Source organism: Streptomyces sp. NPDC020875 (assembly GCF_040641415.1).
Classification (GTDB): Bacteria; Actinomycetota; Actinomycetes; order Streptomycetales; family Streptomycetaceae; genus Streptomyces.
On the sequence record NZ_JBFADP010000002.1, the window covers coordinates 96,814 to 121,437 of the forward strand.

Annotated in this window: 17 protein-coding genes; all 17 read right to left on the minus strand. The window is 70.1% G+C overall.

Annotated features, from left to right (window positions below):
* Window positions 1-21: 21 nt before the first annotated feature.
* The 17 genes from AB0G74_RS01675 to AB0G74_RS01755 all read right to left on the minus strand — a co-directional run bounded on the left by AB0G74_RS01675 (window position 22) and on the right by AB0G74_RS01755 (window position 24,572).
* Window positions 22-2,049, minus strand: coding sequence for a hypothetical protein (locus AB0G74_RS01675; protein ID WP_361139177.1), 2,028 nt, complete (start codon window positions 2,047-2,049; stop codon window positions 22-24).
* Between the two features lie 464 nt (window positions 2,050-2,513).
* Entirely contained in the window at window positions 2,514-2,909 is a 396-nt protein-coding gene (locus AB0G74_RS01680; protein ID WP_361139510.1) for a DUF6113 family protein, read from the minus strand.
* Window positions 2,910-2,929: 20 nt separating this feature from the next.
* Window positions 2,930-3,862: an N-acetyl-1-D-myo-inositol-2-amino-2-deoxy-alpha-D-glucopyranoside deacetylase gene (gene mshB, locus AB0G74_RS01685; RefSeq protein WP_361139180.1), complete on the minus strand. Its 933-nt coding sequence runs from the start codon at window positions 3,860-3,862 to the stop codon at window positions 2,930-2,932.
* A gap of 302 nt (window positions 3,863-4,164) precedes the next feature.
* Window positions 4,165-4,359: a hypothetical protein gene (locus AB0G74_RS01690; protein WP_006346816.1), complete on the minus strand. Its 195-nt coding sequence runs from the start codon at window positions 4,357-4,359 to the stop codon at window positions 4,165-4,167.
* Between the two features lie 934 nt (window positions 4,360-5,293).
* Window positions 5,294-6,478 (minus strand): dipeptide ABC transporter ATP-binding protein, encoded by a 1,185-nt coding sequence (locus AB0G74_RS01695; RefSeq protein WP_361139184.1) that lies wholly within the window; start codon window positions 6,476-6,478, stop codon window positions 5,294-5,296.
* Window positions 6,471-7,652 carry an ABC transporter ATP-binding protein gene (locus AB0G74_RS01700; protein ID WP_361139187.1) on the minus strand — a complete coding sequence of 394 codons (1,182 nt, stop codon included), beginning with the start codon at window positions 7,650-7,652 and terminating at the stop codon, window positions 6,471-6,473. Before AB0G74_RS01700 ends, AB0G74_RS01695 begins: the two co-directional genes overlap by 8 nt.
* 14 nt (window positions 7,653-7,666) lie before the next feature.
* A complete protein-coding gene (locus tag AB0G74_RS01705) occupies window positions 7,667-8,662 on the minus strand; it encodes an ABC transporter permease (protein WP_361139190.1) in 996 nt (331 codons plus the stop codon).
* A complete protein-coding gene (locus AB0G74_RS01710; protein WP_361139193.1) occupies window positions 8,655-9,578 on the minus strand; it encodes an ABC transporter permease in 924 nt (307 codons plus the stop codon). Before AB0G74_RS01710 ends, AB0G74_RS01705 begins: the two co-directional genes overlap by 8 nt.
* A 21-nt stretch (window positions 9,579-9,599) precedes the next feature.
* The gene (locus AB0G74_RS01715; RefSeq protein ID WP_361139196.1) at window positions 9,600-11,240 is read right to left on the minus strand and encodes an ABC transporter substrate-binding protein; all 1,641 of its coding nucleotides are present in this window, start codon (window positions 11,238-11,240) and stop codon (window positions 9,600-9,602) included.
* A 195-nt stretch (window positions 11,241-11,435) separates the two neighbouring features.
* On the minus strand, window positions 11,436-12,416 hold the full coding sequence (locus tag AB0G74_RS01720; protein WP_361139199.1) for a GNAT family N-acetyltransferase: 981 nt from the start codon (window positions 12,414-12,416) through the stop codon (window positions 11,436-11,438).
* A 135-nt stretch (window positions 12,417-12,551) separates the two neighbouring features.
* Window positions 12,552-13,691: an oligopeptide/dipeptide ABC transporter ATP-binding protein gene (locus AB0G74_RS01725; RefSeq protein ID WP_361139203.1), complete on the minus strand. Its 1,140-nt coding sequence runs from the start codon at window positions 13,689-13,691 to the stop codon at window positions 12,552-12,554.
* 14 nt (window positions 13,692-13,705) lie between these two features.
* Complete coding sequence (locus AB0G74_RS01730) at window positions 13,706-14,767, minus strand: ABC transporter ATP-binding protein (protein WP_361139206.1); 1,062 nt, start codon at window positions 14,765-14,767, stop codon at window positions 13,706-13,708.
* A gap of 10 nt (window positions 14,768-14,777) precedes the next feature.
* Window positions 14,778-15,755, minus strand: a complete 978-nt coding sequence (locus AB0G74_RS01735; protein ID WP_361139209.1) for an ABC transporter permease — start codon at window positions 15,753-15,755, stop codon at window positions 14,778-14,780.
* Window positions 15,756-15,871: 116 nt separating this feature from the next.
* Complete coding sequence (locus AB0G74_RS01740; protein ID WP_361139211.1) at window positions 15,872-17,671, minus strand: ABC transporter substrate-binding protein; 1,800 nt, start codon at window positions 17,669-17,671, stop codon at window positions 15,872-15,874.
* A gap of 98 nt (window positions 17,672-17,769) precedes the next feature.
* Window positions 17,770-18,804, minus strand: a complete 1,035-nt coding sequence (locus AB0G74_RS01745; protein ID WP_361139214.1) for an ABC transporter permease — start codon at window positions 18,802-18,804, stop codon at window positions 17,770-17,772.
* A 914-nt stretch (window positions 18,805-19,718) separates the two neighbouring features.
* The gene (typA, locus tag AB0G74_RS01750; protein ID WP_361139217.1) at window positions 19,719-21,620 is read right to left on the minus strand and encodes a translational GTPase TypA; all 1,902 of its coding nucleotides are present in this window, start codon (window positions 21,618-21,620) and stop codon (window positions 19,719-19,721) included.
* Window positions 21,621-22,160: 540 nt separating this feature from the next.
* Window positions 22,161-24,572, minus strand: a complete 2,412-nt coding sequence (locus AB0G74_RS01755; protein WP_361139220.1) for an ABC transporter family substrate-binding protein — start codon at window positions 24,570-24,572, stop codon at window positions 22,161-22,163.
* Window positions 24,573-24,624: the final 52 nt, after the last annotated feature.

Sequence of the window (24,624 nt, forward strand, 5' to 3'; positions counted from 1 at the left end):
GGTCAGCGGTGGTACCAACGCTCAGCTCGGGTCCAGGTCGATGACCGCCGTACGCTCCTCCGGGGTCTTCCCGCGCAGCGCCGGGCCCATGGCGTAGGCGATGTCGTCGGCGGTGAGCTGGTGCTGCTTGCCGTCGCCCTTGGTGATCAGCACACCCTGGAAGGTGGAGCCGACCAGCTCGGTGATGGCCTCCTTGTCGTAGACCTCCACCAGCCTGCCGTCCACCGGCTTCATGGACAGGATGCGCGGCAGGGAGCGGTTGGGGCCGAAGTCGATCTCCCGGCCGCCCGCCTTGATGGTGATCAGGCCGGACATCGCGACATCGGCGAACTCCCGCTTCGCCCGGGCCAGTTCCGCCGCCGTGACGGAGGGCTGGCGCTCGGCGACGGGCAGCTCGACGACATTGGTCCGGCCGGACTCGATCTGCGCCCGGTAGGCGTCCTTGATCAGGTTCAGGGAGCGGTCGGCGTCGAGGCCCTGGCCCGCCTTGCCGGGGACGACCACGACCTCGCCGGGCTCGAACATGATCCGGCTCTCCACCGCGGAGCCCGAGTCGCCCGCCAGATCGCCGAGGGCGGAGCGGAGCTTCTCCTCGTCGATCACGATCTCCGGCTGGGCCACCCGCTCGCCGCCGAAGAGGGAGCCGATCACCGACATCGGGTTGTAGTCGCTGCCCGCCGCGTTGCGCACGGTGGTCTGCGCGTCGAGCGAGAGGCCCGCCTTGTCCGGCACGAGGGGGATCTTCTTCCCGCCGACGGAGAGCTGGAGCGGGAGGACGGAACGCTTCCCCAGGGTGCCTTCGAGCTTGCCGACGGCCTGGTCGTAGGTGCCGCCGCCGATGTCGACCCCGAGGACCGTGGTGCTCTTGGGCACGTCGGAGTGGTTGAGCAGCAGTCCGGCGCCGTAGGCGATACCGGCCACGGTGACGAGCCCGACTCCGAGGAGGACCAGCTTGGAGCGGCCCTTCTTCTTCGCGGGGGGCGCGGGCGCGGGGCGGGGCCCGGGGGCCGGAGCCTTGGCGCCGGGGCCCGGAGGCGTACCGGCCGCCCCCGGGGCGCCGGGGGCACCGGGGCCCGCCGGGAACGGGGACTCCGTGTCGGGCCGTACGGCCGGGACACCGCTGGTGAGGGTGTCACCGGAGACATGTCCGCCGGGGGCCGCCGCGCTCCCCGGGCCGTCGGCCGGCTCGGGCGCGGGGCGCTGCGGGGTGAGGACGGCGGTGTCGTCGGACATCCGGGGCGGAGCCGCGACGGCGCCTGCGGCGGGCCGGGGCGCCCGGTTCTCCTGGGTTCGGCGGGCCGGAAGGGCCTCCGGAGCCGTACGCGCCGCGGGGGGGACGGAGAGCGCGCCGGACGCGGGTCCGGTGGTCGGGCCGTCGGGGCCGCCGCCGGATGCCCCGGGGGCGCCGGTGAGGTCGCTGAGGGAGCTGCGCGGCGGGGGCGGCGTCACCGGGCCGCGGCCGTCGGGACCGCCCGGTGCGGCGAAGCCGTTCTGCGGGCCGGGGCCGCTCTGCTGACCGGGGCCGTTCGGCGCGCCGGAACTCCCCGGGGGGGAGCCCTGGGCCGCAGCGGCGCCGGTGACGGCCAGACCCGCCCCGTTGGTCGAGGACTTACGGGGCGCGAACCAGTCGCTCGACGGCTTCCCGGCGGGCGCGTCCGCCGCGTCGGCCGGGGCGGGCCCGTCGAACGAGGCGACCGGCATGGCGGCCGTACGCTCGGCTTCCGCCTCGGGAACGGCCGGACCGCCGCCGGGCGGGCCCGCGGCGGCGGCCGGGGCGTCCGGCGCAGCGCCGTCGCCCTCGTTCGCCGGTTTGCGCATCACCACGGGCGGGATCGGCCGGGATCCGGGGATGTTGATCCGGATCCGGGTGGTGATGGTCGTCTCGGTCTTGGGCTCGGACTTGGCCCCGTCCGGCTTCGGCTCGCCGTCGGCACCGGCCGTCGCCCCGTCGGCGTACCGGCGGGTGCCGTACGGCGGGGTGCCCGAGGGGTACGCGGCTCCGCCGCGCCCCTGGGGCCCGGAGGACGAACTGTCAGTTTCACGACTCAAAGCAGGATCTCCCGGTTGGCTCCGCCGCCCGTTTCTTACGTATGTCCTTGTGCTCGGGCGGCTCGGCGGCGCGCACCACCATACTGGCCGTCGATGACACTCACCTCGCGACTGTGGAAAGCACACCGGTTCGGACCCGTCCGTCCCGGTGGCCTGCCGTACCGGCCGGTGACCGCCGCGAAACCCTTGCGGTGTACGGCTTCGGCCCGGTCGCTCCCCGTGCGGGAGCAAACCGCCTACCGGTGAACGGAGTCACGGCCCCCGCCCGGGGCGGGACCGGGGTGACCGGGACGATCCGGTTGACCGGACTCCGCCGGGGCCGGGTGGCCGTCCACCGTCCGCGGACGGTTCCGGGCACCGTACCGGCGCCACCGCCCTCTGGGGAACCCGTGGTCAGGGCCCGATCGGCCCGGTTTCCGCCCGGGCCGGTCGGACGCTCCCGCCCGGCCCGGCCGTTCGGCCCGTCAACGGTCAAGTCGCCCGGCGCCGTCGCCCGGTTGCGGCATCCGGCCGAGGGTGGCACACATCACAGCCACCGCCATCCCGCCGAGGATGAACACCAGCGGTCCGATCCCGGCGCCGAACATCGCGTCGCCCTCGGGCCGTCCGAGGCTCAGCAGTACGATCGCCACCAGCCAGCCGACCCCGGCGGCGCCGACCGCGAGCTGGGTGCCGAGAGCGCGCCGGGCGCCGTAGAAGAGCCCGGCGGAGCCCAGCAGGGCGAGCAGCAGCCCGGCGGGCACCCAGGCGGCCTGGACCAGGGATCCGGCGGCGCCCACGACGGCCCCGGCGACCAGCAGCAGGAGATATCCGGCGATCCGGCCCGGCTTCGGCCGCTGCGCCGTCCAGTCCCGGGCCATCCCCGCGCCGGGGGCGGTGCTCACGCGGACACCTCCGCCGAACCGGCGGCGGCCGACGGGCCCTGCGCGCCGGGGATCCCGGCGAAGAGGTCGTCCTCGCGCCGGCCGCGCGGTACGCCCGGCTCGCCGACCGCGAGCTGGTAGTACTCCGTGGCGAAGATCGGCTGCCCCAGATCGTTGGAGAGGGCGAAGAACGGCCCGTCGACCGCGATCTGGGTGGCGTGCGCCCGCATCGCGGCCGCCTTGCGGTCCGCGTACGCCGTGCCGTCGATCGCCGCGGTGATCTCGGCGTCGTCGACCACACCGGGGATGTCGTCCACGGCGGCGGTGCCGGGGAAGTCCGCCCCGGCGGACCGGAGCCGGGCGAAGCCCTCCTCGGCGACGGAGCGCGGCACCCGGGTCCAGTAGATCTTGTCGATGGTCCAGGGCTCCCCGAGGTCGCGCCGGAAGGCCCGTTCACCGGCGAGTTCGGCGGCGCGCATGGCGACCCGGTGGGCCTGGATGTGGTCGGGGTGCCCGTAGCCGCCCTGCGGGTCGTAGGTGACCATGACCTGCGGGCGGACCGACCGGATGACCTCGACGAGATCGGGCGCGGCGTCGTCGACGGGGGTGTTCCAGAAGGCGCCCTCACGGCGGTTCTGGTCCAGGCCCATCATTCCGGAGTCCCGGTAGCGCCCCGGGCCGCCGAGGAAGCGGTGGTCGGTGACGCCCAGCTCCTTCATCGCCGCGGCCAGCTCGCCGATCCGGTGTTCGCCCAGGGTGTCGTCGCGGTCGGCCACGAGATGCGCGAGGTCGGGCGGGATGACCTCGCCCTCCTCGCCGAGGGTGCACGTCACCAGGGTGACCCGGGCGCCACCGGCCGCGTACCGCGCCATCGTGGCGCCGTTGGTGATCGACTCGTCGTCCGGATGCGCGTGCACCAGGAGCAGCCGACGGGTGGGAAGATCCTTCATGGACACAGCCTACGAGGCATGGCGGAGCCACGTGGCGGAACGTTGATGTCCCCCGGCCGCGGAAAATCGGTCCGCGGTCCGCCGGGGGTGTTCTGGGCGTCGTGTCGTGTGGGCCGGACGGCCGGCCGGGCACGGCGGGAACCGGCCGCGGGCGGCGGCCGGATTCCGGCCCGGGCCGGTCGGGGAGCGGGACGAACCCACGGCCGGAAGCGGTCGGAAGCGGTCGGAACGGTGAGAAGAAGTCGGAAGCGGTCGGAAAGGGCTCGGAAACAGGAAGGCCCCCGCACAGCGGCGGGAGCCGATCAGAACTTCAGGTCGCCGATCATGTCGCCCACGCTCGTGGTCAGATCGGTGATCGTCGGCTCGAAGGACGAGCTGGCGAGGAAGAAACCGAACAGAACGCAGACAACCGCGTGCCCGCCCTTGAGTCCGGATTTCCGGACCAGCAGGAAGACGACGATCGCCAGCAGCACCACCGCCGAAACTGAGAGTGCCACGGCGGTTCACCTCCACAGATATTCGGTCGGGACGGGCAGGTTGCACGCGCAGATGGTTCCTACCCATCTCGCGCTACGGATCATAACTATCCGTACTAACGCATCAGTCGGTGCACGGCAGCACACGGGGGCGCACACGGCTCGGGCGCGGTGGCACGAACACGGGACAACAGGGCTCCTCTCCTGGCCGGTTCGCCCTTGCCCAGGGGCTTTCCCCGGGCTTACGAAGCTAGTTGACGACGGCTTGCGGACAATTCTCGCGCGGTCTCCGAACGATCGGTGTCCGGAACCGACCGCGAGGGCGCGCTCCGGGCGCCCGACCTCGGCGACCACCCCACCACGGTAGAGCCGGAGAGCGCGTTCCGGGAACGCCCGGTGGCCGATCCCCGTGTTCCGTACGGAAGTTCGCAGGAGCAACCGCGCCCGGTGGAACCGGCCCCCGGGGAGGGGCGGCGGGCATCGCCGGCGCCGCGCTGGACGGCGCCGCCGAGTCGGCCGCCTTCGCCCGGTGCGGACGTTTGTTCACGGCGGAGCCGGTCACCGGACCGTCCGGGGAACTACCCGTTCGAGGGCCCGCGCCGCCGGGAGGGCCCGGACCCGCCTTCCGGGCGGGGTTCCGATCTGGCCGGAACTTTTCGCCGGAGGGGAGCGGGGGACGGTGGGCGGGAGTCGCCGGGGCGGCGCCGGGGGTTCCCCGGCGCGGACGACATCGGGGACGGAGCCGTACGAACGGTGGCAGACGGCCCGCGGGCCGCGCGACCCGCGAGACCACACAATCCACCCGGCGGAATCCGGCCCCCGGGGACATTGAACGGCCGGGACCACTCCAGGAGGCCCCGGCCGCATACGGCACCCGCACGGCCGTACGCACCGCAGCCTGCCGGGCCCGTATATCGGTCCCGCGACAACCACATTGCCCCTGTGTAAAAGAGCGTCACTCTTCCGGCGTATCACCGGGCCCGGGGCCGACCGGTCCCGGCGGGTCCGCCGCCGCGGAGCCGGAGCCGGGGCCATCGGAGTCCGGGCCGGGGTCCGGGTCCGGGTCCGACGGCGACCGCGGTACCACCCGCCGCTCCGCCGCGAAGTGACAGGCCGACGGATGGCGTACCGGCCCCTCCTCCACCAGCCGGAACTCCGCCGGGACCGCCAGCTCCGGCACCTCCAGCTCGCACCGCTCCCGCGCCTTCCAGCAGCGGGTACGGAACCGGCAGCCGGACGGGATGTGCGCCGGGGACGGCGGGTCGCCGCCGAGGATGATCCGCTCGCGGCGCTCGCGCGCCCCCGGGTCGGGTACGGGTACGGCGGAGAGCAGCGCCTGGGTGTACGGATGCGTGGGGTGGTCGTAGATCTCCTCATGGCGCCCCAGCTCCACCACCCGCCCCAGATACATCACGCCCACCCGGTCGGAGATATGCCGGACGATCGACAGGTCATGGGCGATGAAGACATAGCTGAGGCCGAACTCCCGCTGGAGCCGCCCCAGCAGATTGACCACCTGCGCCTGGATGGAGACGTCCAGCGCCGAGACCGGCTCGTCCGCGACGATGATCTCCGGCCGGAGCGCCAGACCGCGGGCGATGCCGATCCGCTGCCGCTGGCCGCCGCTGAACTGATGGGGGTAGCGGTTGACGAAGTCGGGGTCGAGCCCGACCACGTCGAGCAGTTCGCGGACCCGGGCCCGGCGGTCGCCCTTGGGCGCGGCCTCGGGGTGGATGTCGAAGGGTTCCCCGACGATGTCGCCGACGGTCATCCGGGGGTTCAAGGAGGTGTACGGGTCCTGGAAGACCATCTGGATATTCCGCCGGACGGCCTTGAGCGCCCGGCCGGAGAGCCGGGTGATGTCCTCCCCCCGGTAGCGGATCACCCCGGCGGTGGGGCGCTCCAGCTGGACCAGCATCCGGGCGAGGGTCGACTTGCCGCAGCCGGATTCGCCGACGATGCCGAGGGTCTCGCCGCCGTGGAGGTCGAGATCGACGCCGTCGACGGCCCGGACGGCGCCCACCTGCTTACGGAAGACGATGCCCCGGGTCAGGGGGTAGTGCTTGTGGAGGCCGCGGACCTCCAGCAGCGGTTCGGCGGTGGTCGCGGTGGCCGGTGGTACGGCGGTCGTCTCAGTCACGGCCCGTCGCCTCCTCGTCGTCCGTCCCGGCGGAGGCGCCGGGACCGGCCGGGGTGTCCCGCCCCGAGGAGGCGCCGGGACCGGCGGGGGATCCCGGTTCCGGCTCCGTACCGCCGGGTTCCGTACCCCCGCCCGGTCCCGGAGCCCCGCCCGGAGCGGGTCCGTCCGGTCCGGGGCCGCCCGCGCGCGGCGGGGCCCCCGCGCCCGCCAGCGCCTCCTGCCAGAAGTGGCACGCGCTGTGCCGCCCCTCCCCCGCCTCGTACAGCGGTGGCACGTCCGTCCGGCAGACCGGCCGGGCGAGCGGACACCGGGGGTGGAAGGCGCAACCGTCGGGGATCCGCTGCAGATTCGGCGGCAGCCCCTTGATCGCGTACAGCTCCCGCCCCTTCTGGTCGAGGCGCGGTACGGAGTCGAGGAGGCCGCGGGTGTAGGGGTGGGCGGGGGCCCGGTAGAGGTCGTGGACCGGGGCGGTCTCGACGATCCGGCCCGCGTACATCACGGCGATCCGGTCGGCGACGTCCGCGACCACCCCCAGGTCGTGGGTGATCAGGATCAGCCCCATGTCCAGTTCGTCCCGCAGTTCCGCCAGCAACTCCATGACCTGGGCCTGGACGGTGACGTCGAGGGCGGTGGTGGGTTCGTCGGCGATGATCAGGGCGGGTTCGAGGGAGAGCGCCATCGCGATCATGATCCGCTGGCGCATACCGCCGGAGAACTGGTGCGGATAGTCGCCGACGCGCTGGGCGGCGGCCGGGATGCCGACCCGTTCCATCAGTTCGACGGCCTTGGCTCGGGCCTCCTTCCGCTTCATCCCCCGGTGCACGGTGTACATCTCGCCGAGCTGGGCGCCGACGCTGAGTACGGGGTTGAGGGCGGAGAGCGCGTCCTGGAAGATCATCGCGATCTGCGCGCCGCGTACGGCCCGCCGCTCCTCCTCCTTCAGCGTCAGCAGATCACGGCCGCGGAAGAGGACCTGGCCGCCCGAGATCCGGCCGGGCGGGGTGTCGAGGATGCCCATCACGGCCTGGGCGGTGACGGACTTGCCGGAGCCGGACTCGCCGAGCACGGCGAGCGTCTCGCCCTCGGCGACGGCGTAGCTGACCCCGTTGACGGCCTTGGCGACCCCGTCGCGGGTACGGAACTCGACCTGGAGATCGCGGACTTCGAGCAGCATCCCGGGGTTCCTCCTCAGCGCAGCTTGGGGTCGAGGGCGTCGCGGACCGCGTCGCCGAGCATGATGAACGCCAGAACGGTGATCGCCAGCGCCCCGGCGGGCCAGAGCAGCATGTGCGGGGCGTTGCGGATGTAGGGCGAGGCGGCGGAGATGTCGATGCCCCAGGAGACGGTCGGGGGTTTGAGGCCGACGCCGAGGTAGGAGAGGGTCGCCTCCAGGGAGATGTACGTACCCAGGGCGATGGTGGCGACGACGATCACGGGCGCGACGGCGTTGGGCGCGATATGGCGGAGCAGCATCCGGGTGTTGGAGGCACCGAGGGCGCGGGCGGCCTGGACGTAGTCGTTCTGTTTGGTGGTGATCACGGAGCCGCGGGCGATCCGGGAGACCTGGGGCCAGCCGAGCAGGATCATGAAGCCGATCACGGGCCAGACGGTGTTGCTGGTCACGACGGAGAGCAGGACCAGGCCGCCGAGGATGACCGGGATGGCGAAGAAGATGTCGGTGACCCGGGAGAGCACGGCGTCGCCCGCGCCGCCGAAGAATCCGGCGAGTCCGCCGAGCGCGGAGCCGAGGAGGGCGACCCCGAGGGTGGCGCAGACGCCGACGGTGACGGAGGCCCGGGCGCCGTACACGGTCCGGGTGTAGACGTCGCAGCCCTGGCCGTCGAAGCCGAAGGGGTGGCCCGGCTGGGAGCCCTCCTGCGATTTGGCGAGATCGCAGTCGAGCGGGTTGCCGGAGGCGATGGCCTGCGGCCAGATCGCGATCACCACCAGGAAGAGGATGATCAGGCCGGAGACGATGAAGACGGGGTTGCGGCGCAGATCGCGCCAGGCGTCGGAGCGGAGGCTGCGGGGTCTGGCGGCCGGTCCGGTGCCGCCGGGCGGTCCTTCGGGCGGCTTCTCCAGGGTGGCGCCCTCGGCGGTGGCGAGGTCCATGGGGCCGCCCGCGCCGGTGGGCGCGATGGCCGCGTCGGCGATGCCGTCGGGGTCGTACTGCGGCTCAGGCATAGCGGATCCTCGGGTCGAGTACGGCGTACAGGAGGTCGACGAGCAGGTTGGCCAGCAGGAAGACCAGGACCAGGACGGTCACGAAGCCGACGACGGTCTGGGTGTTCTGGCGGACGATGCCCTGGTAGAGCTGATAGCCGACGCCGTGGATGTTGAAGATCCGCTCGGTGACGATGGCGCCGCCCATCAGCGCGCCGATGTCGGTGCCGATGAAGGTGACGACGGGGATCAGGGAGTTGCGGAGCAGATGGCGGGTGACCACCCGGCGGCGCGGCAGGCCCTTGGCGCGGGCGGTGCGGACGTAGTCGGCGCGGGCGTTCTCGGCGATCGAGGTCCGGGTGAGGCGGGTGACGTACGCCAGGGAGACGGAGGCGAGCACCAGACCGGGGACGATCAGTTCGTCGAGGGGGGCGGCGGGTGAGACGGCGGGTTTGATGATGCCCCACTGGACGCCGAGGAGGAGCTGGAGCAGCAGTCCGGTGACGAAGGTGGGGACGGAGATCACGACCAGGGTGAGCAGCAGGACGCCGGTGTCGACGGGGCGGCCTCGGCGGAGTCCGGTGAGGACGCCGAGGGTGATGCCGATGACGATCTCGAAGCAGATGGCGACCAGGGTGAGCCGGATGGTGACGGGGAAGGCGGCGGCCATCAGCTCGGTGACGGGCTGTCCGTTGAAGGCGGTGCCGAAGTCGCCCCGGAAGACGTCGCCCATATAGCTGAGGTACTGCTGCCACAGGGGCTTGTCGAGGCCGTACTCGGCGCGGAGCTGGGCGGTGGTGGCGGGGTCGCACTGGATCTGTCCGCAGAGTCCGGCGATGGGGTCGCCCATCACATTGACCATGAGGAAGATCAGCAGGGTGGCGCCGAAGAAGACCGGGATCATCTGGAGCAGACGCCGGATCACATAACGTCCCATGGGGGCTCCCGAAGGCGGCCGTCAGGCGACCTTGATCTCGTTGTAGACCGGGACACTGAAGGGGTTGAGGGCGACGTTCGAGATGCGGGGCGCGTATCCGGCGCTGCCGTTCTGGTACCAGAGGGGGATGGCCGCCATCTCGTCCCGTACCACCTCCTCCGCCTGCTGGAAGGTGCGGACGGCGGTCGCGGTGTCGGATTCGGCGTTGGCGCGGTCCACCAGCGAGTCGAAGGTCTCGTTGCTCCACTTGCCGTCGTTGGAGGAGGCGCCGGTGTAGTAGAGGGGCTGGAGGAAGTTCTGGATCAGGGGGTAGTCCATCTGCCAGCCGGCCCGGAAGGGGCCGCTCATCTTGGACTGGGTGACCTGGTTGCGGAAGTCGGCGAAGGTGCCGATGGGGTTGCCGACACAGGCGCGGTCGTTCCGCAGGGCGTTGTTGATGCTGTTGCAGACGGCGTCGACCCACTCCTTGTGGGAGCCGGTGTCGGAGTTGTACGAGATCTTCATGGTGCCGCCGGGGATGCCGCCGCCCTCCTCGACGAGCCGGCGGGCACGGGCGGGGTCGTAGACGCAGGCGTCGCCGCAGAGGGTCTCGTCGAAGCCGCCTTCGACCCCGAGGACGGGGGACGTCCAGTCCTTGGCGGGGGTTCTGGTGTTACGGAAGATCCGGGCGGTGATGGAGTCCCGGTTGATGGCCTTGGAGAGCCCGGTACGGAGCTTGTTGCCGTCCGGGGTGTTCCAGCGGCGGTCGTAGAACGGGAAGCCGAGGGTCTGGATGATGCCCGCCGGGGTGTTGATGTAGCGGTCGCCGAGGTCCTTCCTCACATTTCTGAGCTGGGAGGCGGGGACGTCGTCCACGAGGTCGAGGTTTCCGGCGACGAGATCGGTGTAGGCGGTGTTGTTGTCGGTGTAGACCCGCAGGTCGACGCCGCCGTTGAGGGCCCGGTCGGGGCCGGGGTAGCCGTCCCAGCGGCGGAGGGACATCTGGGAGCCGCGGACATAGGCGTGGACGGCGTACGGGCCGTTGCCGACGGGTTTGGCGAGCCAGTCCGCGTGGTCGTCGAAGAAGGTCCTGGGCAGGGGCGCGAAGGCGGCGTAGCCGAGGGTGTCGGGCCAGGTGGAGAACTTCTGGCTGAGCTTCACGGTGAAGGTCAGCTCGCCGGTGATCTTGAGCCCGGAGAGGGTGGTGGCGGTGGGTTCGCCGCTCTCGGGGTGGGTTTTGTCGTACCCCTCGATATAGCCGAAGAAGTACGCGTTCTTCTGGCTGTTCTTGAGGTAGGCGCCGTAGTTCCAGGCGTCGACGAAGGAGCGGGCGGTGACCTTCTCGCCGTTGCTGAAGGTCCAGCCGTCCTTGACCGTGACGGCGAAGTTCACGGAGTCGGTGGTGTCGATCCGCTCGGCGAGCATGTTCAGTGCCTCGCCGGTCCTGGGGTCGTACCGCTTGAGCCCCCGGAAGAGCATGTCGAGGACCTTGCCGCCCTGGACCTCGTTGGTGTTGGCGGGCTCCAGCGGGTTCTGGGGGTCGCCCCAGGAGGAGCTGACGATGCCGTCCGGGCCGCTGCCGCCGCTGGAGACTCCCCCGCCGCACGCGGTCAGGGCGGTCGCCGCCAGGACGGCGGCGAGGGCTCCGCCCACGGCCTTGAGGGCGTGCGTGGCTCCCCGCATCCGGTGCCTCCTCGGTCCTGAGCCGGCCGACTCCCACTCAGGACCGAATATCCCCGCAAATGGGGTAATGCACCTGTTTACTCACCTCAATGGGGGACTTCCCGCGCCACCACCGGGTCCGGGCCGCTCCGGACGGCACCCCCGCCCGCCGCCCGTCGCGCCCCCGCCGCGGCCCGTGGCCACGGCACCGGCCGCCTACGGGGTCGGGACGCCCACACCCGCCGGAGCGCCCGCCACCGGGGCCGGTACGACCGGGAGGACCGCCTCCCAGGTGTCGACCGCGTAGTGCCGGGTCATGTCATGGGCCTCGTAGAGCCGGGGCGCGCCGGTCGCGTTGGCGGTGTCCACCCCGAGACCGATCACATCGCGGCCCAGACCGGCGTAGACGCCGAAGGCATGGCTCAGCAGAAAGCCGCCCAGGCCCCGGCGGCGGCCCCGCTCCAGCACGCCCAGCGCGTTGATCCAGCCGTGGGCCGCCCGGTGATTGCCGGTGACCATCGCGGCGACATCGCCCTCGCCCTCGACGCTCGCGATCCACACCAGATCCCAGTCGATCAGCTCACCGAGGTCGGCGAGCCATTTCTCGTACGACTTGGGCTGGAAGTCGAAGTGGTCGGCGAAGGACTCCTGGAGCAGGGCATGGGCCTGCCGCCGGTCGGCCTCGTCCCGTACGGTCCGCAGGGTCACCCCGGGCGGCGGCGCGGGCACCCGGTCGGCCGCGGCGTCCAGCGGGCGGGTCAGGACGTGGTACCGGCGTACGACCCGCCAGCCGCGACCGGTCAGCAGGGCCGTGTCGAGCGTCGGCTCGATATTCAGATGGAGGTGGACCACGGCCCGGTCGGCGCCGTTCGCGGCGGCCTTGGCCCGGGCCCGCTCCTCCATCAGCCCCAGCACCACGGCGGCGGCTTCCTGATGCGCCGGGAGGACGTACTGGTCCATATCGATACGGTCGGCGCCCGAGTCGTCCCAGAGCAGTCCGTAGACCACCAGTTCGTCGCCGTGGAAGCCGACCCAGGAATTGTTCGGCAGATCGGCCTCGGGGTGGTCGAGATCGGCCCGCACGGAGACGAGATCGGTCTCGGGCCGGCCGATCTCGATCACATCGACGGCGTTCAGCAGAGCACAGATGGCTTCCGCGTCCTCGGGCAGCGCGGGGCGCACGGCAAAGGCGGTCATACCCTCACTCTGGGCCGCCGGGCCCGGCCGCCGCAACGCGTTTTCGCCGCGCCGGGCCGGGGCCGGGCGGGGTCCGGTACGACGACGGCCCCGGGACGCGCTGCGCGTCCCGGGGCCGTCGTCGTACCGGCGTACCTACTTCTTCTCCGGCTTTCCGCCGGACGTCTCCTCGTCGCTCTCCAGCGCGGCCAGCGCCGGGTCGAGCACGATGTCCTCGGCCCGCGCCTCGGTCGACGGGTCCTCGGGGAAGTGGCAGGCGGTCAGATGACCCTCGTCGTTCCCGGAGAGCCGCACCAGCGGCGGCTCCTCGGTCGCGCACTTGTCCTGCGCCTTCCAGCAGCGGGTCCGGAAGCGGCAGCCGGACGGCGGCATGATCGGCGAGGGCACATCGCCGGAGAGGCGGATGCGCTCCTTGTCGTTGCTGTCCATGTCGGGCTCCGGCACGGCCGACAGCAGGGCGTGGGTGTACGGGTGCCGGGGCCGGTTGTAGAGGGAGTCGCGGTCCGCGACCTCCACCACCTTGCCCAGGTACATCACCGCGACGCGCTGCGAGAAGTGCCGGACCACGGCCAGGTCGTGGGCGATGAAGAGGAAGGCGATCCCCATCTCGTCCTGGACCTTCTGGAGCAGATTGACGACCTGCGCCTGGATCGACACGTCCAGCGCCGAGACCGGCTCGTCCGCGACGATCAGCTTCGGCTGGAGCGCCAGCGCCCGGGCGACACCGATCCGCTGCCGCTGACCGCCGGAGAACTCGTGCGGGAAGCGGTTGAAGTGCTCGGGGTTGAGACCCACGACCTCCAGCAGCTCACGGACCTTGTTGTCCCGGCCGCCGGGCGGGTTGATCCCGTTGACCTCCATCGGGCTCTTGATGATGGAGCCGACGGTCTGCCGGGGGTTCAGCGACGAATACGGGTCCTGGAAGATCATCTGGATCTCGGACCGGATCGGCGCCAGTTGCTTGCGGCCGGCGTGGGCGATGTCCTGGCCCTGGTAGACGATCTTGCCCTCGGTCGGCTCCAGCAGCCGGGTGACCAGTCGGCCGGTGGTGGACTTGCCACAGCCGGACTCGCCGACGAGCCCCAGGGCCTCGCCCTGGTACATCGTCAGATCGATGCCGTCGACGGCCCGTACGGCGCCGACCTTCCGCTTGAAGGGGAACCCCCCGTAGATCGGGAAGTGCATCTTCAGACCCTCGACGGAGAGCAGCGGCTCACCGCCTCGGCCTCCGTCGGTCGAACCCTGCTGCTTCGGCAGAGTGACGTTCTCGCTCATGTCTCTGCGTCTCCCTAGCCCAGCCGGGGCTTGATCTGATCGATGAAGATGGACTGCCTCTGCCCGTCCGACAGATGACACGCCGCGGCCCGTCCGGCGGGAAGCGCCGGGCGCTCGGCCGAGCACAGACCGCCGTCCACCTGGTGCTTGAAGGCGCACCGGGGGTTGAAGGGGCAGCCGGACGGCGGATTGAGCAGACTGGGCGGAGAGCCGGGGATCGGCATGAGCGCCTCGTTGACGTCGCTGCTGAGCCTCGGCATCGAGCTGAGCAGACCCCAGGTGTAGGGGTGGCGGGGCGTCCGCAGGACTTCCTCGACGCTGCCTCGCTCGACGGCCCGGCCCGCGTACATCACCAGCAGGTCGTCGGCCATATTGGCGATGACGCCCAGGTCGTGGGTGATGAAGATGATCGCGGAGCCGAACTCCTGCTGGAGGTCCTTGAGCAGATCGAGGATCTGGGCCTGGACGGTCACGTCGAGGGCCGTGGTCGGCTCGTCGGCGATCAGCAGGTCCGGGTCGCAGATCAGCGCCATGGCGATCATCGCCCGCTGGCGCATACCGCCGGAGAACTGGTGCGGGTAGTCGTTGAAGCGGGTCGCGGGCTGCGGGATGCCGACCTTGGCGAGCATCTCGATGGCCCGGGCCTTCGCCTCCTTCTTGGAGGCGCCGGTGTGCTTCATGTACGGCTCGGCGATCTGCCGGCCCACCGTGTAGTACGGCGAGAGCGCCGTCAGCGGGTCCTGGAAGATCATCGCGACCTTGTTGCCGCGAAGCTTCTCCAGCTCCTTCTCGGGGGCGCCGATCAGCTCCTGGCCGTCCAGGTGGATCTCGCCGTCGATGGCGGTGGTCTTCTTGCTGTGCAGGCCGAGGACCGTCAGGTTGGTGACGGACTTCCCGGAACCCGATTCGCCGACGATGCCGAGCGTCTTGCCGCGCTCGACGTCGAAGGAGAGCCCGTCGACGGCCTTGACGATGCCGTCCTCGGTGGAGAACCGCACCCGCAGGTCGCGCACCGAGAGGAAGGCGTCCGGTCCGGTCGGGGCCGGGGTCCCCTCGGTCTTGGTCAGAGTGGTCACGGTCGTTCTCCTAGGCGAGGCGCACGCGCGGGTCGATGTAGGCGTAGGCGATGTCCACGATGATGTTCAGGATCAGGATGAAGAACGCCCCGAACAGCATGATGCCCATGGTCATCGGCAGGTCCTTGGACAGCGACGATGTCACCGCGAGCCGGCCGACACCGGCCAGGTCGAAGGTGAACTCGGTGACCACGGCGCCGGTCAGCAGTGCGGAGAGGTCCATGCCCAGGATCGTGACGATCGGCGTGAGCGAGCCTCGCCAGGCGTAGCGGAAGAAGACGTAGCGCTGGCGCATGCCCTTGGCGCGCGCGGTGCGGACGTGCTCCTCCTGAAGCTGCTCGATCATGGTCGAGCGCGCCATACGCGTGTACTGCGCGGTGAAGATGGTCGCCATCACGGCCCACGGAATGAGCATTCCGGTGAACCAGGCGGCAGGGTCCTCGGCGGGCGAGATGTACTTCGGAAACGCCATCCAGCCGGTGCTGAAGACGAAGATGCCGAGGACGATCGGGCCGAGGAAGTAGATCTGGAAGGAGCTGAGCACCATCGAGGCGCCACTGACGAACTTGTCGACCGGGGTGCCGCGCTTCCAGGCGGCCAGCATGCCCGAGCCCAGGCCCAGGACCAGGAAGACGACCAGGCCGCCGAGGGTGAGCGAGAGGGTCAGCGGGAAACGGTCGAGGATCGACTCCCAGACGAAGTCGCCCGAGTCGAAGGAGACCCCGAGGCACGGCGCAGGGCAGTGGCCGACCGCGAAGTCGCGTCCGGTCACGATGCCACCCATGAACTCCCAGAACTGGGCGGTGATGGGCTTGTCGAGGCCGAGGTTCTCGCGGATGATCGCGATGTTCTCCGGCGTGCAGGTCTTTCCGCAGGCGAGTTCGGCGAAGTCCTGAGGGATTGTGTAGAACAGGAAGAACGTGAACGCGCCGATCAAGAACATGATCAGGGCGGCGCCGGTCAACCTGCGGATGAGGAACTGAAGCATCGCGGGAGGCTGCTCTCTTCGAAGGCGGCGGGGGTGAGACGTGGCCCGTGGGGGCGCGCTCCGCCTGGCGCGCGCCCCCATGGGATCAACCGTGAACCGGGGTCAGCGAACCGGTCTTACGGGTTCTTCAGGAACAGGTTGTTGATGTCGATGTAGCTCGCCTCGGTGTCGTACCGCAGACCACCGATGTTGGAACCGGAGAGCTGGATGTGCTTGGCGTAGTACACCGGGGCGGCCGGGTTGATCTGCTCGACGATCCGCTTGTGGACCTTCTCCCACTCAGCCGCGGCCTCGCTCGGCGGAAGCGCCAGGGCCTTCTTGATACCCGCGTTGACCTCGGGGTCGTTGATGTGCGAGTAGTTCGAGCCGCCGTCGGAGACCTTGGTGCCGTCGTAGACGGGGGTGATCACGGTGGAGGCGGACGGCCAGTCCTGACCCCAACCGGTCATGTACAGGTCGTACGGGTTCTTGACCTTGCCGATCTGCTCGTAGAAGGTCGCCCGGTCGATCTCCTTGGCCTGGACGTCGAAGCCCAGCTTGCCGAGGGTCTCCTTGACGATCAGCATCTGCTTCTGACCGCGCGGCGAGTTGGAGTAGGCGTAGGTGAGCTTGGTGCCGCTCTTGACGCCGGCCTCCGCGAGGAGCTTCTTGGCCGTCGCCAGGTCACCGTTCGGCTTCTTGCCCTTGCCGAACGGGTCGTAGTTCGGGTCGTAGCCCGGGAGCGTCGGGCCCATCAGACCGCCGGCCAGCTCGCCACCGTAGCTACCGCCGTCGGCGCCGATCATCCGCTTGCTGGGCAGCGCGTGCGTGATCGCGTCCCGGACCTTCTTGTCCTTGACGACCGCGGAGTCGAGGTTGAAGGTCATCTGCCAGACGTAGGGCTGGTAGCCCATCACCGAGCGGGCCTTGACCTCGGGCTTGCTGACGACCTCCTTGATCATGGCGCCGTCGACCGAGTCGGTGAACTGGATGGCGTTCTTGGCCTCGCCCTGGTCGGCGATCAGACGCTTGGTCTGGCTCGCCTGGTCGACCGTGAGGTTGAAGTTGAAGCCGTCCGGGTACTGGTGCCGGACCGAGTCGGTCTTCGGGTCCCAGTGGGTGTTCTTGACCAGCTTGAGCGACTTGCCCGACTTGAACTCGGCGATCTTGTACGGACCGACCGCGACCGGGGCCTTGTCGTACTTCTCCTTGGTGTCGCCCTTCTTGGGGACGATGGAGTAGCCGGGCATGGCCAGCGCCTGCGGCAGGTCACCCTGCGCGGTCTGGAACTTGAAGACGATGGTCTTCGCGTCCGGGGTGGCCAGCACGGTGTCCGGCAGGCTCTTGCCCGTGTACGGACCGTCCGGCAGCGCCTTGCGGTAGTCGTCGCCCGAGAGCCAGTTCTGGATGTAGGTCGGGCCGTCGAAGATGAACTTCGCGTACAGCCGCTCGATGGTGTGGCGGACGTCGGCCGAGGTGATCGGGTTGCCGTTGGCGTCCTTGATGCCGTCCTTCAGCGTGTACGTCCAGGTCTTGCCGCCGTCCGACATCTTGCCCGCGTCGGTCGCGAGGTCGCCGACGACGGTCAGGTTGCCGTTGGCGTCCTCCTTCCAGTTGGTCAGACCGCGGTGGATGAGGTTGGACAGCTGCCCGGCGTCGCTCACATAGATCTGGCCCGGGTCCATGTGGCTGATGTTGGACTGCATGTAGACATTGATGAACCCGCCGGGCTTGGCGCCCGGAACCTCGGCGGCGGGGCCGGTGGAGCCCGCGGCGTCGGCGTACTCGACCGCCTTGGACTGAGCCGCAGCGTCCTTCTTGGACTTGGACTCGTCCTTGGTCTTGCCGTCGTTGCTGGAGCAGCCGGTGAGCGCCAGGGAACCGACGACAGCTGCGGCGGCTATGACGCGCACGGGACGTGAGCGAAGTGGCTTCATGATGCTTGATGCACCTACCTGTCCGTTGTCATTCATCAAGTGCTGCCTGCCGTCCGGTTGCCCGGCGCGGGGGCGGCAGCGGCCCCCGCCCTGGGACGTCACCGTCCGGTCTTGGGGTCGAACGCGTCTCGTACCGAGTCGCCGAGGAGGTTGAACGCGAGGATGAAGACCACCATCGCGACGCCGGGGAAGAACATGAACGCGGGGTTCTGCTCGTAGTTCTCGGCGCCGATGGCGAACATCCGGCCCCAGTCGGGGGTCGGCTCCACGAAGCCGACACCGACATAGGAGAGGAACGCGATGGTCAGGATCGAGCTGGGCAGCATGTAGGTGCCCTGCACCAGGATCGGGGTCACGATGTTCGGCAGGATCTCCTTGCGGACGATCCGCCAGCGCGAGGCTCCGGAGACCTTGGCGGCCTCGACGAACTCCCGCTCCCGCAGCGAGAGGACGGAGCTGCGCACCAGACGGGCCAGACCCATCCAGCCGAGGAACCACATCACCAGGATGATCGCCACGGCCCGCAGATAGGTGGGCGTCTCGTCCTTCGGGGAGACGAACATCGCGGTCACGACCGGCATGAAGGCGATGAAGAACAGCTGCTGCGGGAAGGCCAGGAAGAAGTCGGTGATCCGGCTGAGCCAGTAGTCGACCTTGCCGCCGAAGTACCCGGCCACCATGCCGATGACCACACCGGTGATCACCATCAGGGTGGTGATCACCAGCGCCATGTAGAGGGAGGTACGGATGCCGTAGAGCAGCATCGTGAACACATCACGGCCCACGTCGGGCTCGACCCCGAACCAGAACTCCCCGGAGACACCGCCGAAGGTGCCGATCGGCATGGAGAAGTCGTCGAGGATGTCCTCGTACCCCTCCTCGCCCGGGTAGAGCGTGTACGGGTCCTTGCCGTACAGCGAGGAGATCACCGGCGCCAGTGCGGAGATAACGAAGAACGCGATCACCACGATGGCGGAGACCACACCGGTGCGGTCGCGCTTGAAGCGCGCCCACATCAGCTGGCCGGGCGAACGGCCGGTCACGGCGTCGCCTGCGGCGGCCTTCTCGGTCGCGGTGTTCTTGTCCAAGGCGACGGAGGAGTCAGCGCCCTCAGTCTCGATTGGACTGGTCATGATGTGTCCATTCACGGGTGTCGGGTGACCCGCGTTCCTGCGCACGGCGGTCCGGACGGCCGAGTGGATGTACTCGTACCGTCACGGCCTCCGGTCGACGATCCCCGCTTGCCGGCCGCCTCCCGTCTCACGGGTACGGCCGGTTCACCATCCGCCTACGGGCTAGCCGTGGGCAAAACAGCAGCAATGGATGTCTATAGGGATTGATCCCACCCTCATCAGGAGCGCGAGCCGAGCGGTTGACCGGGGCTCAGAGTCGCTGTCCGCCGCCGGGGGCGGCGCGATGGGATGGAATGCGCTGGAAACCGGTCGCCCATACCGTCTGCGACGACCCGACCCCGCTGGCGCTCGTGGCACCGCGCATGGGTTCCTCCTCATGAGTCCACGTGTTCACTGCAAGGCTGGGCGCAGTACACCCGCCGACACCCCTGACGGCGAAGAGCTGCACCCCGTGTGCTCGTGAGTCGGCGCTCCCCACAGCGCATGACCCGTTGACCCGAGCTCAGTGAAGCCAACTATTGGGTAAGTTCGCGCCGTAAACCACACTTAAAGCATCTCGTTTTGGCAACATCAGCGGGGGCCGGAGGCTCAGAATCCGGACAAAGTGATCGCAGACAGACACCCCCGAAACGGACTGTTAATACAGGTTTCCGGTGAGCTACGCCCGATAGTCGGACATTCGCCATCCGAAAACCCGTTGACGAACAGCCTCCGGGACCGCTCCAATCCCGGAGCCTTCCACCCTCGCGCGAGACGCAAACGGCTCGGGCCGTCCCAACCTGGGGGACCGCCCGAGCCGTTCCGGTTCGTGCTTTATGTCTTATTGCTCACATCGGGCCGGGCGGGCTCGGCGGAGCACTGCTCCGTCCGGCCTCCGGCCGTCACCGCCCGCCGCGAGGACGGGCGGAGCCGGGTCAGCCGTGCTTGGCGCGCGAGGCCGCGCGGGCGCGCTCCCGGGCGTCCAGGTTCACCTTGCGGATCCGGACCGACTCCGGGGTCACCTCGACGCACTCGTCGTCGCGGCAGAACTCCAGCGACTGCTCCAGGGAGAGCTTGCGCGGCGGAACGATCGCCTCGAAGGAGTCGGCCGAGGAGGAGCGCATGTTGGTGAGCTTCTTCTCCTTGGTGATGTTGACGTCCATGTCGTCGGAGCGGGAGTTCTCCCCGACGATCATGCCCTCGTACACCTCGGTACCCGGCTCCACGAAGAGGACGCCGCGCTCCTGGAGGTTGGTCATCGCGAAGGCCGTCACGGCGCCCGAGCGGTCGGCCACCAGCGAACCGTTGTTACGGGTCGTGAGCGTGCCGAACCAGGGCTCGTGGCCCTCGTGGATGGAGTGGGCGATTCCGGTGCCGCGGGTGTTGGTGAGGAACTCGGTACGGAATCCGATCAGGCCGCGGGACGGCACCACGAACTCCATCCGCACCCAGCCCGAGCCGTGGTTGGACATGTTGTCCATCCGGCCCTTGCGGACGCCCATGAGCTGGGTGACCGCGCCCATGTGCTCCTCGGGCACGTCGATCGTCATACGCTCGACGGGCTCGTGGACCTTGCCGTCGACCTCCTTGGTGACGACCTGGGGCTTGCCGATGGTCAGCTCGAAGCCCTCCCGGCGCATCTGCTCGACCAGGATCGCCAGCGCCAGCTCACCGCGGCCCTGGACCTCCCAGGCGTCGGGGCGCTCGGTGTCGAGGACCCGGAGCGAGACGTTACCGACCAGCTCGCGGTCGAGACGGTCCTTGACCTGGCGCGCGGTGACCTTGCGGTCCTTGACCGCGGCCTTGTTGTCGGCACCCTTGCCGGTACCGCCACGGCCGACGAGCGGCGAGGTGTTCGTACCGACCGTCATGGAGATCGCCGGCTCGTCGACCGTGATCAGCGGCAGCGCGACCGGGTTCTCCGGGTCGGCGAGGGTCTCGCCGATCATGATGTCGGGGATACCGGCGACCGCGCAGATGTCACCGGGGCCCGCCACCTCGGCGGGCTTGCGGGTCAGCGCCTCGGTCATCATCAGCTCGCTGATGCGGACATTGGAGACGGAGCCGTCGCGCTTGATCCACGCCACGTTCTGCCCCTTGCGCAGCTCACCCTGCTCGACCCGGAGCAGGGCGATCCGGCCGAGGAAGTTGTCCGCGTCGAGGTTGGTGACATGGGCCTGCAGCGGGGCCTCGGAGTCGAACTCGGGGGCCGGGACGTACTCCAGCAGGGTGGAGAAGAAGGGCTCCAGGCTGTCGCTGTCGGCGGGGACGGTACCGTCGGCGGGCTTGGTGAGGGACGCGACGCCGTCCCGGGCGCAGGCGTAGACAATCGGGAACTCGATCTGGTCCTCGTCGGCGTCGAGGTCCAGGAAGAGGTCGTAGGTCTCGTTGACGACCTCGTCGATCCGGGAGTCCGGGCGGTCCGTCTTGTTGATACAGAGGATCACCGGCATCCGGGCCTGGAGGGCCTTGCGGAGCACGAACCGGGTCTGCGGCAGCGGCCCCTCGGAGGCGTCCACCAGCAGCACGACCGCGTCGACCATGGAGAGGCCGCGCTCGACCTCACCACCGAAGTCGGCGTGACCGGGGGTGTCGATGATGTTGATCGTGACGGGGGCGCCGCCTGCCTTCGGGTGGTACTTGACCGCCGTGTTCTTGGCGAGGATCGTGATGCCCTTCTCACGCTCCAGGTCGTTCGAGTCCATCACCCGGTCGTCGACCTGCTGGTGGGCGGCGAAGGCGCCTGCCTGCTTCAGCATGGCGTCGACCAAGGTGGTCTTGCCGTGGTCGACGTGGGCGACGATGGCGACGTTACGGATGTCGTGGCGGGTGGGCATGCTGGCTGGCGCTTCTCTCGATCGTGGGATGCGGCGTTCGTGAGGGGCGGTGTCTTCCTCATGCGCCCCGCCGGGGCTGACGCGCCACGGCTGACCTCTATGGTACGGGGCCCCGGGATTCGGGGCCTCCTGGTCCACCGGCCGGGCACCGCGAGGAGGCGCGGAGCGGGGCCGTACGAAGCCCGCGGTGGAGGAATCCGGGGGCGCGCGCGGTCGTCGGAAGCGGTGGATCTGCGGACGTACGGGGCACCGGGCCGGGCCTTCGGGGGCCGCGACCGGGCCCGGTGGGGGCGGTGGGACATCGGCGGCCCGGCACGTATGGGGCGCGCCGGGCGGCCAGAACCTGGGTCGAAGAGGCCGGTGACGATCATGCCCATGGCGGTCGGCGGCGGGCAAGGTCATTTGAGGCACTTCTGAGGTACCCCGAGGTCAAGCGGCCCTTACCCTCGGTTACACCTCTGAATGGTGACAGTCCCGGGGCAGGACCCTCCGGCCCTGCCCCGGGACTGTCACCGGCGCGCTCTCTCCGTTCGGCGCCGACTACTCGGTACCGCTTTCATCGGTGCTCTCTGCGTCCTCTGTGTTTTCTGTGTCTTCTGCGTCACCGGACGCGCTCGGCGACGGGCTGGGCAGGACCGGCGCGGGTCCGGCCTTGGCCGCGGCGGCCGGGGTGAAGCCGATGTCCTGGAGCCGGGGGGTCGCGAAGCCGAAGGCACCCGCGTTGAGCACCGTCGGCCGGACCGCGACCAGCTCGGGCCGCTGATAGAGGGGGATCGAACCGGCCGCCGCCCAGATCCTGGCATCGGCCCGGCGCACCAGGTCACGGGCCTCGTCCTGGTCCAGTTCGGCCACGGCCTGGTCGAAGAGCTGGTCGATGTAGTCGGTACCGACCCGGGTGTAGTTCTGCTCCACCAGCAGGGAACCATCGCTGGCGGGCTCCGGCTTGGCGAAGATGGGACGGGCGTCGGTCGCCGGATAGGCGGTCGCGGGCCAGGAGTAGAGCGCCAGATCGTACTGGCCGGAGGCGATGTGGTCCTTGAAGTAGCTCTCGTCCGCGACCTTGGTGATCTCGGTCCGGACGCCGATCCGCTTCAGCATCCCGGAGATCTTCTCCCCCACGGCCCGCAGGGACTCGGAACCGGGTCCGGAGGGCAGCACGAACCGCAGGGTGAGCGGCTTGCCGTCCTTGCCGAGACTGCCGCCCGCGGCCACCGGCGCGGCGGTGCCCGCCGGGGCGTAGGCGCCGGTGACTCCGCGCCCGGTGTCCTTCGCGTCCTCGCCCTTCCCGGCACCGCCGGTGTCGGTGTCGGTGTCGGTCACCAGCCCGGCCCGGCGCTGGAGCGACAGGTCCTCGAAGGTGACGGGTGCCGGGGCGAGGACCCGGGTACTTCCGCCCGACTTCTCGTCGCCGACGATGTAGAGCCCGTCCTTGGTGGGGGTGTCCCGGCCGGAGGCCGGGATCGTGACCTCGGCCTGCCGGGCGCTCCGTGCGGGGTTCTTCCCGTCCGACCCGCCGTCCTCGGAGGGTGAGGGGGCCGGTGAGCCGCTCGCCCCGGCCTCGGCGGACCCCGGCTTCTTCAGCGCCCCGCCGGGCGTCCAGCCCGCGTCGGTGAGCAGCGCCTGCGCCTCCTGGGTGTTCTGCTCGCCCAGCGACCCGCTGTTGTCGGTATAGGCGCGCTGTCCCTTGAGGGCGAGATGGCTGCCGGGCGGCTCGGCGGGCAGCCCGAGCGGGCGCAGTACGGTCTCGGCCAACTCTCCGCGATCAAGGGCGCGGGCGATGGCCCGGCGTACCCGGTCGTCGGCGAGGGGGCCCGACTCTCCGTTGAGCGCCAGCTGGGTATAGGCGGGTTCGAGGGTCTTGCGGACCGTGAATCCGCGCAGTCCGGCCTGTTCGGCGGCGTATGCCTTGATGGCGTCGGCGGTCTTCTCCCGGGTCGTCCGGGCGGCCTCGGCGGCCTCCTCGTCGGAGCCGTTGGCGATCGCCCAGAGCCGGAGGGCCTTGCCGGGGGTGAGGGCGGCCTGCGGGCCGTGGCCGGGCTGCTGACCGCCGGTGGACTTGTTGCGCAGGGCGAGGGCGATCCGGTCGGCGGTGTTCCGGTCGATCTCGGCGATGTCGACCTTGCCCGCGGCGAGCGCCGCGGCCCGCTCGTTCCTCGGTACGGCGGTCAGGACCATGGCGTCCAGCTTGGTCTGCTCGCCCCACCAGCGGGGGTTGCGGACCAGGGTGATGTCCTTCTTCTTCCGGTCGATCGCGGCGATCCGGAACGGTCCGGCGGTGGCCTTGATCGTATTGCGGGCGCCGTCGTTGAACGCCTTGGGGAGTCCGGTGACGTCCTTGGGGTACAGCGGGGTGAAGAGGGACTGCCAGTCGGCGTAGGGCTTCTTGAAGGTGATCCTCACCTCCAGGTCGTTGGCGCCCTTCTGGATCTGCTCGATCCGGTCGTACCCGGCGTTCCGGGCGGTCCAGAACGTGGTGTTCCGTCCGCTGAGCGCCTGCCACTGGGAGACGAAGTCGGCGGCGCCGATCTCCCGGCCGTCGCTCCACACCGCCTTCTGGTTGAGCTTGTAGAGCACCACCTGCTTGGGCTCGCGCTCGACGATCTCCGCGGACTCCACATAGTCGGGGTTGCGCTGGGGGCGGCCGTTGGCGTCCAGGGTGAAGAGGGCGGGCAGCACGGCCTGGGCGACCCGGGTGGTGGTGGCGTCGGCGTCGGCCTGGAAGGTGTTGAGCGTCGTCGGCATGGTGTCGACGGCCCAGCGCAGGGTGCCTCCCTCGCCGACCTGCTGGCGCGCGGTGGTCGCGATGTCCTGCTGGGTGGCCCGGCCCGTCAGCTCGGCCTCGTCGGCCCCGCATCCCGCGAGAGCGGGCAGCGCCAGCACTCCGCCGGTGAGCAGCGCGACGGAGCGGAGTGTCCGGGATCGGAAGGTCCGGGAGGTCCGGTCCTGGGCCATGGGTCCACCTCTTCGTCCTGAAGGTTCCGCGGTCGTACAGATGCGGAGGATG